The sequence below is a fragment of the Pokkaliibacter plantistimulans genome, from assembly GCF_003194385.1.
Lineage (GTDB): Bacteria > Pseudomonadota > Gammaproteobacteria > Pseudomonadales > Balneatricaceae > Pokkaliibacter > Pokkaliibacter plantistimulans.
Window position 1 is genome coordinate 1 of sequence record NZ_LAPT01000129.1, and the last position, 13,136, is coordinate 13,136.

At 55.4% G+C, this 13,136-nt stretch carries 12 protein-coding genes; 4 read left to right on the plus strand and 8 right to left on the minus strand.

All coding sequences use genetic code 11. From position 1 onward, the window contains the following. Positions 1 to 336: 336 nt before the first annotated feature. Positions 337 to 1,020 carry a TetR/AcrR family transcriptional regulator gene (locus tag WH50_RS23110; RefSeq protein WP_104152835.1) on the plus strand — a complete coding sequence of 228 codons (684 nt, stop codon included), beginning with the start codon at positions 337 to 339 and terminating at the stop codon, positions 1,018 to 1,020. A 99-nt stretch (positions 1,021 to 1,119) separates the two neighbouring features. On the opposite strand, the gene WH50_RS23115 is transcribed toward WH50_RS23110, so the two are convergent. The 5 genes from WH50_RS23115 to hydA form a co-directional block, all read right to left on the minus strand. Beyond that, entirely contained in the window at positions 1,120 to 2,118 is a 999-nt protein-coding gene (locus WH50_RS23115; RefSeq protein ID WP_110189560.1) for an ABC transporter substrate-binding protein, read from the minus strand. Between the two features lie 296 nt (positions 2,119 to 2,414). Beyond that, positions 2,415 to 3,416 (minus strand): ABC transporter permease, encoded by a 1,002-nt coding sequence (locus WH50_RS23120; protein WP_243410242.1) that lies wholly within the window; start codon positions 3,414 to 3,416, stop codon positions 2,415 to 2,417. Further along, complete coding sequence (locus WH50_RS23125) at positions 3,413 to 4,315, minus strand: ABC transporter permease (RefSeq protein WP_110189561.1); 903 nt, start codon at positions 4,313 to 4,315, stop codon at positions 3,413 to 3,415. The genes WH50_RS23120 and WH50_RS23125 overlap by 4 nt, the downstream gene beginning before the upstream one ends. Before the next feature lie 13 nt (positions 4,316 to 4,328). Further along, positions 4,329 to 5,156: an ABC transporter ATP-binding protein gene (locus tag WH50_RS23130; RefSeq protein WP_110189562.1), complete on the minus strand. Its 828-nt coding sequence runs from the start codon at positions 5,154 to 5,156 to the stop codon at positions 4,329 to 4,331. A 207-nt stretch (positions 5,157 to 5,363) separates the two neighbouring features. Next, positions 5,364 to 6,806 carry a dihydropyrimidinase gene (gene hydA, locus WH50_RS23135; RefSeq protein ID WP_110189563.1) on the minus strand — a complete coding sequence of 481 codons (1,443 nt, stop codon included), beginning with the start codon at positions 6,804 to 6,806 and terminating at the stop codon, positions 5,364 to 5,366. A 515-nt stretch (positions 6,807 to 7,321) separates the two neighbouring features. On the opposite strand from hydA, the gene WH50_RS23140 reads away from it, so the two are divergent. Next, the gene (locus tag WH50_RS23140) at positions 7,322 to 8,185 is read left to right on the plus strand and encodes a nitrilase-related carbon-nitrogen hydrolase (RefSeq protein WP_110189564.1); all 864 of its coding nucleotides are present in this window, start codon (positions 7,322 to 7,324) and stop codon (positions 8,183 to 8,185) included. Between the two features lie 65 nt (positions 8,186 to 8,250). On the opposite strand, the gene WH50_RS23145 is transcribed toward WH50_RS23140, so the two are convergent. From WH50_RS23145 to WH50_RS23155, 3 genes are all read right to left on the minus strand, one after another. After that, a complete protein-coding gene (locus WH50_RS23145; protein ID WP_110189565.1) occupies positions 8,251 to 8,592 on the minus strand; it encodes a hypothetical protein in 342 nt (113 codons plus the stop codon). Then, the gene (locus WH50_RS23150; protein WP_116453731.1) at positions 8,589 to 9,032 is read right to left on the minus strand and encodes a tlde1 domain-containing protein; all 444 of its coding nucleotides are present in this window, start codon (positions 9,030 to 9,032) and stop codon (positions 8,589 to 8,591) included. The genes WH50_RS23145 and WH50_RS23150 overlap by 4 nt, the downstream gene beginning before the upstream one ends. A 170-nt stretch (positions 9,033 to 9,202) precedes the next feature. Beyond that, positions 9,203 to 10,018, minus strand: a complete 816-nt coding sequence (locus WH50_RS23155) for a TetR/AcrR family transcriptional regulator (RefSeq protein ID WP_243410243.1) — start codon at positions 10,016 to 10,018, stop codon at positions 9,203 to 9,205. A 256-nt stretch (positions 10,019 to 10,274) separates the two neighbouring features. On the opposite strand from WH50_RS23155, the gene WH50_RS23160 reads away from it, so the two are divergent. Together WH50_RS23160 and preA are read left to right on the plus strand one after the other, a co-directional pair. Further along, on the plus strand, positions 10,275 to 11,636 hold the full coding sequence (locus tag WH50_RS23160) for an NAD(P)-dependent oxidoreductase (RefSeq protein WP_110189566.1): 1,362 nt from the start codon (positions 10,275 to 10,277) through the stop codon (positions 11,634 to 11,636). After that, entirely contained in the window at positions 11,636 to 12,910 is a 1,275-nt protein-coding gene (gene preA, locus WH50_RS23165; protein WP_104152842.1) for an NAD-dependent dihydropyrimidine dehydrogenase subunit PreA, read from the plus strand. The genes WH50_RS23160 and preA overlap by 1 nt, the downstream gene beginning before the upstream one ends. The last annotated feature ends 226 nt before the right edge of the window (positions 12,911 to 13,136 follow it).

The window sequence follows — 13,136 nt, forward strand, 5'->3', positions numbered from 1 at the left end:
CTATCTGCGTTGCCGAATACCGCGTCAAAAACAGGCTCACAGCCAACGGCTGAACGTGCTTTAGCACGGCCCCGAAGGGGCGAGCGGAGCGAGTCAAATGCTCATTTAGTTCACTAAACTCCGCTTTTTCGCCTGTTTCTTGTGCCCTCGGGGTATTTCCTTGTCTCGGCTGCCTCGATGACGTTTTTCAACAGCCTGCCAGGGACATCACCACCGGGGCAGCTATAACGCTGGCGAATAGACATAACCATGGTGTAATGGTTGTTCGCCGCTGGCTTGGGGTAAGATAACGCCCTGATTCATCACCCCTTCATTCATCAATAAGATTGCAGGCCCATGCCGACATCCAAAGATAGCCATTCAGCCTCTCCCCGCCGTCGCCAGCGCAAACGCGGGATAGAAACGCGGGACAATATCCTGGACGCCGCAGAGGCTACCTTCGCCAATGAGGGGTTGAACGCCTCCATGCGCCGCATCATGGCGGTTGCAGGTGTGAACGTTGCTTCCATCCACTATCACTTCGGCACCCGTGAGGATCTGCTCAACGCCGTGCTGGAGCGCCGTGCTGCCAGCATTACTCAGGCGCGTCTGGTGATGCTGGATGAAGCGCTGGCCAAGGATGACGTCAAGATCGAAGACATCATCAAGGCGCTGTATCTGCCCTACTTCGACCCCAGCCGTACCTCCGACCCGGGCTGGATGAACTACCTCAAGGTACGTAACAAGCTGATCGGTGAGCAGCACAGCGGTGTCAGCCAGCAGGTCAAACAGCATTTCAACAATATGCACCAGCGCTTTATCGATGCCTTGCGGCGGGTCTTTCCCGATATGCCGGAGAAGGAAATCTACTGGCGCTATCACTGCATGATCGCGATCTCCACCCAGTCATCCGCCACGCCCTATCGCATCATCGAGATTTCCCACGGTCTGTGTAATCCGAAAGACTTTGATGATCTGATCACCCATGTGATCCCGTTACTGGTACACCTGTGGTCAGCGCCCTATCAGCAAGACAACTGAGCCAGGCCATAACACTGCCTCCCATAACACTGCATCCAAAAACACCAAGGGCGCCTCACAGGGCGCCCTTGGTGCTTTACAGCAAGCGAACTCGACCGCTTACTTCTGAGCCATATCGAAGATTTCGTGGGTGTAGGCACCCTCAGGCTTTTTGGTGATAACCGGGGCAGATGAACCGCTCAGCAGCACGCCGACCGTACGGTCAAACGCAGCGGGTTCCATGTAGCCCATAGGCTTGTCGCCTTTCAGCAGCTTGCCCACTTCGCTCATCATGCGCACCTGATGCTCCTTGGTCTGGGCACCGGTGTCATCATACTTCAGCACGATGTCAGCCGCCTCTTCAGGATGCTCCTGCGCATAGGTCCAGCCAGTGACGGAAGCTTTCAGGAAGCGCGCCATCTTCTGTTTGAAGGCGTCATCCTTGAGCTTGTCTTCCATGACGTACAGGCCATCTTCCAGCGTGGCGACACCTTCGTCTTCATACTTGAAGACCTGCAGTTCGTCCGGTTTGATACCAGCATCGATCACCTGCCAGTACTCGTTGTAGGTCATGGTGGAGATACAGTCAGCCTGATTCTGCAGCAGCGGATCGACGTTGAAGCCCTGCTTCAGTACGGTCACGCCTTCGTCTCCACCGGTCGTGGGCAGATTCAGCTTGGCCATCCACGACAGGAAGGGATACTCGTTACCGAAGAACCATACCCCCAGAGTTTTACCTTTGAAGTCCGCTGGTGTCTTGATGCCTGAGCTTTTCAGACAGGTCAGCTCCATACCGGACTTGTTGTAGATCTGCGCGATGTTGACCAGTGGCAAGCCTTTTTCACGGGCGGCCAGTGCAGGCGGCAACCAGTCAACGATGACATCGGCACCACCACCGGCAATCACCTGTTCAGGGGCGATATCCGGGCCACCGGGTTTGATGGTGACATTGAGATCGGCATCCTTGTAATAGCCCTTTTCCAGCGCGACGTAATAGCCGGCGAACTGAGCCTGAGTAACCCACTTCAACTGCAGGGTGACATCGTCTGCTGCCAGCGCCATGCCGGACGCCGAGGCCAGGGTCAGAGCGCCCATCAGGGTAGTGAGGGTTTTCTTCATCGTTATCTCCTTACTCTCAACCGCTAATCTGTTAATCACGCGAAGAACGCCTGCGCGTTCCAAGTGAAGATATTCGCCTTAGGCAGCGAACATTCCCTGCTTCAAACCACACTGCAACCGCTTTGGTTATCACCGCTACGGCAGACACGATCAACATACAACGATGGACATGCCTTCTCTGTGGAAGGCTTTTTGCTCAAAGGCTTATTTGCGCAAAGGCTTAGCTACATTATCAACAGCATTAACATCACTGCTCTTCAGCACCCTTTCCATGCCAGCCAAGGCCGTACCAGCGGTTAACGTTTACCGGCGCGTACTGAGGGATGCCAGAAAGTGACTCTGCGCTCCAGCAGCGTCAGTAAACCATAGCTGATGGAACCGGCCAGCGCCGCTACCAGAATAGTGGCCCACACCATACTCAGATTCATCCGCCCCACTTCTGTCGATATACGAAACCCCATACCGACAATCGGCGTACCGAAAAACTCGGCCACGATGGCACCGATCAGCGCCAAAGTTGAGTTGAGTTTGAGGGCATTGAAGATAAAAGGCATGGCATAGGGCAGGCGCGTGGTCAGCAGGCTCTGCACATGACTGGCGGCATAGGTGCGCATCAGCTCCTGCTCCAGCTTACCCGCCGATGCCAGCCCGCTGAGGGTATTCACCAGCATGGGGAAGAAGGTCATGATCACCACCACGGCAGCCTTCGACTGCCAGTCGAAACCAAACCACATCACCATGATCGGCGCGATACCGACGATAGGAATCGACGACATGATGTTGCCAAAGGGCAGCAGGCCTTTCTGCATAAAGGGGCTGCGATCAATCAGCAGCGCCACGATAAAACCACTGCCGCAGCCCATGATGTAACCCGCCAGCACTGACTTGAGATAGGTCTGGCGGAAGTCCTGCCAGAGCATATCCAGACTGCCCGCAAAGGCACTGCCAATTTCCGTCGGAGAAGGCAGCAGTACCGGCGGCACGGCAAAGCCATCCACCAGCATCTGCCACACCAGCAACAGGAAGAGGGCAAACAGCGCAGGCACACTCCAGCCCCACAGGCCAGTGGCCTGCTTCAGCTGGGCCTTGTCCACCCAGCGAGTCAACTGTGCCAGCAATAACCAGATGCCATAGCTGCCAAACAGCAGACCGGTAATACCGGGCACCGACTGACGCAAGGCGCCCTTCTCTCCCCCCAGCACCATGCCTGCTACCAGCACAAAAACCAGTAATCCCAGGCCCATCACCCACTGCTGCGCACGGCCAGAACCGGCTTGCTTGTTCACCAAATTGCTCATGCCGCCGCTCCCAGTTCAGTGCGTGTCCCCATACGTTTGAGCACCCACTTTTCCCCCATGCCGACCAGCACCACCAGCAGCGCACCGAGTAATGCCGCCATCACCAGCGCCGCCCAGATCTGCACCATCTGTCCGTAATAAGAGCCGCTGAGCAACCGTGCTCCGAGGCCGCCCTGTGCCCCGGTCGGCAGCTCACCGACGATGGCTCCCACCAGCGATGCAGCAATGGCAACCTTGAGACCGGCAAACAGGAAGGGTAGTGACGCAGGCCAGCGCAACTTCCACAGTACCTGCCGGGTGGTGGCACTGTAGGTATGCAGCAGCTCCATGTGCAGACGGTCCGCCGAACGCAGCCCCTTGACCATGCTGATGGTGACGGGGAAGAACGACAGGTACATGGAGATCAGCGATTTGGGTACCAGCCCGGTAAAATTCAGTGAGCCCAGTACCACGATAACCATCGGTGCGATGGCCAGAATCGGTATGGTCTGCGAGGTGATGATCCACGGCATCAGGCTCGATTCCAGCGTGCGGTTATGGACGATGCCAATCGCCAGCAGGATGCCCAGCGCCGCGCCCAGCACGAAGCCCAGCAGGGTGGAAGACAAGGTGATACCGGTATGGAATACCAGTGAACGCTTGGAGGTAATGGCCTCGTGGAACACGCTCTGGTTCAGCTCTACCACCACCTGATCCGGCGTTGGCAGCACCGGCCGGCGCATGCTCAGCGCCTCGGCCACCACCTTGCTGGCATCCCAGTCCTGATGACGGCGCTCATACTGGCTGACCAGCTGCTGGCCATTGAGAAAGATCGCTCCGAGGTACCAGATCACAATGAAGCCGAGGCTGACCAGAGCCACAGCGAAGACGCGGTTGTCGCGCCAGCTTGCAGTTTTCATTTTGCTGCCCCGCTCAGTCGATATGGTGGTCGGTAGCCAGACACTCACGCACTTCCTGCGCCAGCTCCATAAAGGCCGGGGTATCCCGGATATCCAGCGGCCGCTCGCGTGGCAGGTTGCTTTGAATAATGCGGGTGATGCGTCCGGGGCGCGGTGACATCACCACAATATGAGTCGAGAGAAACACCGCCTCGGCAATGGAGTGGGTCACGAACACCACCGTCTTGCCGGTCTGCTCCCAGATTTTCAGCAGCTCCAGGTTGAGGTGGTCACGGGTGATCTCATCCAGTGCACCGAAGGGTTCATCCATCAGCAACAGCTCTGGCTCAAAACAGAGCGCCCGGGCGATGGAGGCGCGTTGCTGCATACCGCCTGACAGCTGCCAGGGGAATTTCTTGCGGAACTTATCGAGGCCCACCAGATTCAGGTATTTGTCTGCCTGCACCTCCTGCTTGTCCTTGCCGTAGCCGAATATCTCCATCGGCAGGGCGCAGTTGCCTTCGATGGTTCGCCACGGATAAAGCGCAGGCGCCTGAAACACATAGCCGTACAGACGGTTGAGCCGGGCTTCATGGGGGGTGGTCCCTTCGACACTGATCTTGCCGCTGGTTTGCTGCTCAAGGTCAGCAATCACGCGCAGCAGCGTGGTTTTACCGCAGCCTGAAGGGCCGATAAAAGAAACGAAGTCGCCTTTGCGAATACTCAGATCGATATGGGAAAGCGCATGCACGGGGCCATCGTTGGTATCGAATGTGAGTGACAAATCTTTGATATCAATGAGTTTACGGCTACGTTCGCCGTCAGGTTTAAGGCTCACCACGTTATCCACTGCCTGCTGCATAGTCTCTCATCTCATCGGGAACCTGATCACACGGAGTTCGCCGTCAGGTTTCTATTTCTAATCGTTCAACATCACGGTCTTCGGTATCGGGGCGATGTGGTCGGTAGCGCCTGTCAGGCGTGTACTATGAACGCGGTCACCGGCACAGACGCTGTACCGGTGAATCGGCTTTCCCACATCACCCGTTTTGTAGCAGCTGAGGCGACCTCAGTCGCGCTCAACCGGCACGGGTACATGGGTACGGTTATAGCGCTCGACGGCTTCATAGATATTAGGAAAGGCAGGACGTTTGATATAACGACCGGCGCCACGCTCGACCTTCAGCTCGCCATTGGCAAATACCACTTTGCCCTGGCTGATGGTGTAAGCCGGTTTACCCTGCACGGTGCGGCCCTCAAAGATATTGAAGTCGATATTCTGATGATGCGTCTTGGCAGACAGGGTATGGCTGGCCGCTGGGTCCCACAGCACGATGTCAGCATCGGCACCGACACTGACAGAACCTTTCTGCGGATAGACATTGAAGATCTTGGCGGCGTTGGTGGAGGTGACCGCAACGAACTCATTCATGGTCAGGCGGCCGCTATTCACCCCGGAATCCCACAGCACCATCATGCGGTCTTCGACCCCGGCGGTGCCGTTGGGGATGCGGCTGAAGTCATTGCGACCCATGGCTTTCTGATCGGCACAGAAGCAGCAGTGATCGGTCGCGGTGGTTTGCAGCGTGCCGCCCTGCAGAGCTTTCCACAGCACTTCCTGATGCCCTTTGGGGCGGAAAGGTGGGCTCATAACGTGAGCAGCGGCAAACTCCCAGTCCTTGTTGCGATAGACCGAGTCATCCAGCTCCAGATGCCCGGCCAGCACCTCACCGTAAACACGCTGACCTTCATGGCGGGCGCGGGCAATTTCATCCACCGCTTCCTTACAGGATACGTGCACCAGATACAGCGGCACGCCCAGAGACTGCGCGATGCGAATGGCCCGGTTGGCCGCTTCGCCTTCCACTTCTGACGGACGTGACAGCGGGTGGGCTTCCGGCCCGGTCAGGCCCATGGCGATCAGTTTGCGCTGCAGGTGATAGACCAGCTCACCGTTCTCGGCATGTACCGTCGGCATCGCCCCCAGCTCCAGACAGCGGCTGAAGGAATTCACCAGAGTTTCGTCTTCCGCCATGATGGCGTTCTTGTAGGCCATGAAGTGCTTGAAGCTGTTGACGCCCTCTTCCTTGACCAGCCGCTCCATATCGCTGCCAACGGAGTCATCCCACCAGGTCACCGCCACATGGAATGAGTAGTCAGAAACGGCCTTGGCGGCCCACTCGCGCCAGGTCTGATAGGCTTCCATCAGTGGCTGCTGAGGGTTGGGGATAACGAAGTCGATGATCATGGTGGTGCCACCGGCCAGGCCCGCAGCCGTACCGGTGTAGAAATCTTCAGTGGCTACCGTGCCCATGAAGGGCAACTGCATGTGGGTGTGAGGGTCGATACCGCCGGGCATGACATACAGCCCACCGGCATCCACCACTTCGGCGCCGGCTGGAACAGGCAGATCAGCTCCCACCTGGACGATCTTGCCATCCACGCAGAGGACGTCTGCTTTCAGGGTCTGGTCGGCGTTTACAACCGTACCGCCTTTAATCATCAAAGCCATTTTTGTTGTTCCTTATCACTCAGTCAGACAGTGCCCTGAGGAGCAGGGTCGCTCTTTGCCGTACCGCAGCCAGATGACATGGCACATGTCTTTATGGCGCCAGATTACGAATGGGTGAACACGCTGTAAGTATGCAAGAGATTGACCAATTGGACAGAAGATTTAGCCACTTTTTATAAACCCATGAATTGAAAGGATTTATTCCTAATTAGTGATAGCAATACCCTGCTCTGTCGAATTGCCATGCACTGTATTGAACAGCGCAGTTACCAAAACGGTGCAAAAAAACAGCAAATAAGAGCGAATTGCATTTACCGGTGCAACTGCTGGCTGACACAAAAATTCTCATCAAATTTTTATTTATCAATGACTTACTTCAGCCAATGAAAATAAAACGCAATCTCCTGTCCAAATGGTCAGATCATTGCAATACTTAGCTCCGTCATTCTTTAGCTGTTTTAAACCAATGGTCGATACCGACCATGCTGACTTCAACAGATGAGGAGTTGTTCGCTATGTCTACCATTAAAGTGGGATTGATCCAGACGGCTCTGCACGGGGATACCAGTGAAAGCCCGCAAGCCATTAAAAAGAAAATGCTGGACGCCCATATCCCCTTTATCGAAGAAGCGGCAGCCAAAGGGGTGCAGGTATTAAGCTTTCAGGAAGTATTCAATCAGCCCTATTTCTGCCCCAGTCAGGACAAGAAATGGTACGGTGCCGCAGAGGCGATTCCTGATGGGGAAACAACCCGTTTGATGCAGGAATACGCGCGCAAATACAATATGGTTATTGTAGTTCCCATTTATGAGGAACAGATGCCCGGCGTATATTACAACACCGCCGCGGTTATCGATGCGGATGGCAGCTATCTGGGTAAATACCGTAAAACTCATATTCCACAGGTAGCCGGATTCTGGGAAAAATTCTTTTTCAAACCCGGTAATAGCGGCTGGCCCGTATTCAAAACAGCCTACTGTAATATCGGCGTCTATATCTGTTATGACCGCCACTTCCCCGAAGGCTGGCGTGGCCTGGCGCTGGCGGGGGCCGACCTGATCGTCAACCCGTCCGCTACCGTGGCCGGGCTCAGCCAGTATCTGTGGGAGCTGGAGCAGCCTGCGTCAGCTGCCGCCAATGGCGTCTATATCGCCGCCATTAACCGTGTCGGCCGCGAACAACCCTGGGATATCGGTGAGTTTTATGGCTCCAGCTATCTGGTCAATCCACGCGGCAAGATTGTCGCGCAGGCCTCGGCAGACAAGGAGGAGCTGGTAGTGGGAGAGATGGATCTGCAGCTTATTCGTGAAGTGCGCGATACCTGGCAGTTCTTCCGTGATCGCCGCCCGGAAACCTACGGCCCGCTGACTGATATTTGATGGATTGCAGTTACAAAAAGAGCCCATTTCGGGCTCTTTTTTACTGAAAAAACTCATAAAAACAACTAGTTATAATTTCTTTTACGCAGACTAAAGAGGATAGGCACAAGGCCAATAATCAACGCCGACAGGTAGCTATTCAACTGGTAATAGCGCCCAAACTCTGACTCTACCGCACTCAGAAAACTCGGATCAGACCCTGCATCATAAACACCATAGGCCATAAACAATGACACCAGGATGGCCAGCAGCAGAAAGCCTTTCCATAATCGGGCTAGTAGCGAGAATCCCATGCAGAGCGCCAATGCCAGCCCCCACATAGAAGGATAAGACGGCATTTTGTCTGCTACCTCAGCGAAGCAAAGTGAGGGGGCAAGAGTGGTCAGCACCAACAGATAAGCCTTCACCCCTTTACCTCAACTTCTATCTTTTTCTGACTGGCCTGAATCATGGCAGCTAAGCGGTCAGTGGTTTGATTACCCAAAACCCCGCCACCCACATCAATACAACCCGCTGATCCTTCCATATCCCCACCGTGCAAAAAGAAATTGTCACGCCCAAAGGTCTTTGTGGCAGGCACTGGATGCAGCCTGACTCGCCAGTCACCCCAGTCTCCACGCATTCTGCGAGCCAGGTCGCCAACGATACCGGGATCACTGAACTCTGTCGGCGAGATGTAATATTTTCCAACTGGGATGGGGCCTTCGAATGGCTTAATCAAACATGCGTTTGAGGACTTGTTCATGCACTCTCCACGCCCACTGGTTGCGCGTAAAGTCATGGAAAAACAAGGAGTTGAGGCCATTAGAAGCCCCTTTGAGATACTAAATACAATCTTCATACACATCCTTATGTGAGGCTGAATACGACGGCGCTCTATATGCTGGATATACCAGCACCCGATACTCACCGAATGCCAAGAACCTACAGCAGCCCTGCTGATGAGAGAAAACGAGGGGATACTAATCTCGCCACTCCTCGTTCACAAGTACACAAACAACGCCTTGTATCCCTGATTCAAACCGTCCTGATACCGCAGCCCTTGAGGACAACACGGGTAATCAACTCCACCGCGTTCTCATATTCCTCGTCCGCCATGTCGGCCTTACCCAGCAAGGTGGTGATTTGCGCGCTGAAATCGGCATAGGTCTGGGTCGATGACCACAGCATAAACAGCAGATGTTCAGGATTAATCGGGTCCATCCAGCCTTTGGCAATCCAGCTGCGAATAACCCGGCAGGTATCAAGGAATTGCTGTTTTAATTTCCCCCCCAGTAATTCGCGGATATTTTCTGCACCATGAATGACTTCAGTGGCAAATATCTTCGAAGCATGAGGGTATTCCTTGGATTGCTGCACCTTGGCCAGAATATAGTTGCGCAATGCTTCTTTCGGGTGCACGTCTTCAGTCATGGATTTCATATCATCCATCCAGACCAGCAGAATATGATCCAGCACCGCCTGATATAGCCCGGCTTTATTATGAAAGTAATAAAGCACATTGGCTTTGGGTAGATTGGCCACTTCAGCAATTGCCGCCAGCGTAGTACCGGAAAAGCCCTTTTCTGCAAACAGGCGCTCCGCCGTACTGATAATATGCGTCACATTTTCCTGACGTATATCTGCCAGTGCCCGGCGTTCTTTACGTGGTTTACGCCCTGACTGAGCCGGGGGCATATCAGCCAATTCGGCTTTTAACTGATCTTTATTAGACATCTTTCGTACAGGCTCCCTGCACCGCAACGTATCATCAATACGTTTTTTGTGTGCAAAAACTGGGCGAATTTTTGGGTGTCTGCGTAACACAAGTGTTTCCCGCTGTTGCCAGATCACCCATTTATTTCTTCTCTTGACCAGGCAGACAGCATAGCTGCTTCCCTAAGCCATTGATATTGTTTCCTGCCCTTCTTTAGACGAAGAACAGATGCCACCTTCTGACCAAATGGTCAGAAGGTGGCACAGTGTCTGCATAGATCTATCCCGATTAGCAATGACCGTATTACCAGCAGTAGTAATCCCATAAAAGGCCGCGGCTTCGCCGTCATGCCAGATAAATGCAGCACCATAACTACAAACCGAGGTCAGAACCGTGATCAAATCACTCAGCCATCTTCCGACTGCGGAGGCGAGCCAGGACGCCCTGGCCGGGCAGTTCACCGATCTGCATCCGCCGCTGAATCAACGTCAGGCGGAAATCGAAAGCGCACGCTGTCTGTATTGCTATGACGCGCCCTGCGTCAATGCCTGCCCTTCCGACATCAATATTCCGCGCTTTATCCGCAACATCGCTCAGGACAACATCAACGGCGCTGCGCAGACCATTCTGGAGTCCAACATTCTGGGCGGGAGCTGTGCCCGGGTCTGCCCCACCGAAGTACTGTGCGAACAGGCTTGCGTCCGTAATCACAGTGACGAGTGCGAGCCAGTGAAAATTGGCCTGTTGCAGCGCTATGCCACCGACAACATGCAGTTCAGCAGCCACCCGTTCAAACGTGCCGCTGCCACCGGCAAGACTATCGCGGTTGTAGGCGCTGGCCCTGCCGGGTTGTCCTGTGCACACCGGCTGGCCATGCTCGGCAATCAGGTGGTGATCTTTGAAGCGCAGAGCAAGCCCGGCGGCCTCAACGAGTACGGCATCGCCAAGTACAAGATGACCGACAACTTCGCCCAGAAAGAGGTGGAGTTCCTGCTGCAGATTGGCGGTATTGAACTGCGCTACGGCCTGGCGCTGGGCCACAACCTGTCTTTGCAGGAATTGCAGAAGGACTACGACGCCGTGTTCCTCGGCATTGGTCTGGGCGCCAGCCGTCAGCTGGGCCTGACCGGCGAAGATGCTCCCGGGCTGATGGCGGCCGTGGACTACATTAAAGAGCTGCGTCAAGCCGATGACCTCACGACGCTGCCTGTGGCCAAACGCGCAGTGGTGATCGGGGCGGGCAACACCGCTATCGATATGGCCGTGCAGATGGCACGGCTGGGTGCCGATCAGGTCACGCTGGTGTATCGCCGTGGCACAGAGTCCATGTCGGCCACCGAGCACGAACAGGACATCGCCAAGGCCAATCAGGTCAAGATCGTTACCTGGGCCCAGCCTAAGGAAGTGCTGCTGGATGACAGCGGCAAGGTCAGCGCAATGCGCTTCGAGAAAACCGTGCTGGATGCCAGCGGCAAGCTGACAGGCACCGGCGAACTGCTGGATATTCCCGCTGATGGCGTGTTCAAGGCCATTGGCCAAACCTTTGATGAAAGCAGTCTGAATGACGTCAACCTCGGCCGTGATGGCGATCGTATCCGCATCGACGACGGTTTCCGTACCAGCCTGTCCGGCGTCTATGCCGGTGGCGACTGTGTGGCCCCCGGTGAAGACCTCACTGTGCAGGCCGTACAGCACGGCAAACTGGCGGCAATGAGTATTCACCAGGATCTGATGACTAACGTGGAGGCCGCGTGATGGCTGACTTGAGCATAAATTTCGCGGGCATCAAAGCACCCAACCCCTTCTGGCTGGCCTCTGCCCCTCCCACCGACAAAGCCTATAACGTCGTTCGCGCCTATGAGGCGGGCTGGGGTGGTGTCGTGTGGAAAACCCTGGGGGAAGACCCCGCCGCGGTGAACGTCTCCTCGCGCTATTCCGCCATCTACGGCAAGAACAAGGAAGTGCTGGGGTTCAACAACATTGAGCTGATCACCGACCGCAGTCTGGAAATCAACCTGCGTGAAATCGAGCAGGTGAAGAAAGACTGGCCAGACCGCGCGCTGGTGGTCTCGCTGATGGTGCCCTGTGAAGAAGAATCATGGAAATACATCCTGCCTCTGGTGGAAGCCACCGGCGCAGATGGCATCGAGCTGAATTTTGGCTGTCCCCACGGTATGCCTGAGCGCGGCATGGGTGCGGCGGTCGGTCAGGTGCCGGAATACGTGGAAATGGTCACCCGCTGGTGCAAGACCTACAGCAAGATGCCGGTGATCGTGAAGCTGACCCCCAACATCACCGATATCCGTGGCCCGGCACGCGCTGCCTACAATGGCGGAGCCGATGCGGTATCACTGATCAACACCATCAACTCCATCACCTCCATTGACCTTGACCAGATGGTGGCACGCCCCATCGTAGGTGGTCGCAGCACCCACGGCGGTTATTGCGGCCCGGCGGTCAAACCCATTGCCATGAATATGGTGGCCGAAATTGCCCGTGACCCTGCCACAGCAGGCATCCCCATTTCCGGCATAGGTGGCATTGGCAGCTGGCGTGATGCGGCGGAGTTTATCGCTCTCGGCGCCAGCTCGGTGCAGGTCTGCACGGCCGCGATGCTGTATGGCTTCCGCATTGTCGAAGAAATGAAGGATGGCCTGTCGCGCTGGATGGACGAGAAAGGCTACAACAGCATTGCTGACTTCAGTGGCAAGGCCATTCCCAACACCACCGACTGGAAGTATCTGGACATGAACTACAAGGTCATTGCCCAGATCGATCAGGACAAATGCATTGGCTGTGGCCGCTGCTACATTGCCTGCGAGGACACTTCGCACCAGTCCATTGCCAATCTGCTGCAGGACAATGGCACCCACAAATACGAGGTCAAAGAGGAAGAGTGTGTGGGTTGCAACCTGTGTCAGATCACCTGCCCGGTCACCGACTGTATCACCATGGTGCCGCAGGATACTGGCGAACCCTATATGAACTGGACACAAGACCCACGCAACCCGTTCCGCGAAGCCAGCTGACAGCCCGCTCAGCATCTGCGATGTAGTCGAACGTGTTCATGATCTCGCAAGCAGGGGCCAGACAAGGCCAAAAGTGCTGAGGAAGCGCCTTTTACCCACATTAAAGGGTATTGAGCCTGAATGAGCATTCCGAACGGCTTTTCAACGCCGTGAGGCACAGCAGATCGTGACACGTTTTCAGGCAACAAGGCTCTATGTTGATTAGTCCAGCCTGAGAGGGTAGGCC

Excerpts from the sequence above, each read along its gene's own strand:
- WH50_RS23110 (WP_104152835.1), top strand. The coding sequence starts at position 337 with ATGCCGACATCCAAAGATAGCCATTCAGCCTCTCCCCGCCGTCGCCAG.
- WH50_RS23115 (WP_110189560.1), bottom strand. The coding sequence starts at position 2,118 with ATGAAGAAAACCCTCACTACCCTGATGGGCGCTCTGACCCTGGCCTCG.
- WH50_RS23120 (WP_243410242.1), bottom strand. The coding sequence starts at position 3,416 with ATGAGCAATTTGGTGAACAAGCAAGCCGGTTCTGGCCGTGCGCAGCAG.
- WH50_RS23125 (WP_110189561.1), bottom strand. The coding sequence starts at position 4,315 with ATGAAAACTGCAAGCTGGCGCGACAACCGCGTCTTCGCTGTGGCTCTG.
- WH50_RS23130 (WP_110189562.1), bottom strand. The coding sequence starts at position 5,156 with ATGCAGCAGGCAGTGGATAACGTGGTGAGCCTTAAACCTGACGGCGAA.
- hydA (WP_110189563.1), bottom strand. The coding sequence starts at position 6,806 with ATGGCTTTGATGATTAAAGGCGGTACGGTTGTAAACGCCGACCAGACC.
- WH50_RS23140 (WP_110189564.1), top strand. The coding sequence starts at position 7,322 with ATGTCTACCATTAAAGTGGGATTGATCCAGACGGCTCTGCACGGGGAT.
- WH50_RS23150 (WP_116453731.1), bottom strand. The coding sequence starts at position 9,032 with ATGTGTATGAAGATTGTATTTAGTATCTCAAAGGGGCTTCTAATGGCC.
- preA (WP_104152842.1), top strand. The coding sequence starts at position 11,636 with ATGGCTGACTTGAGCATAAATTTCGCGGGCATCAAAGCACCCAACCCC.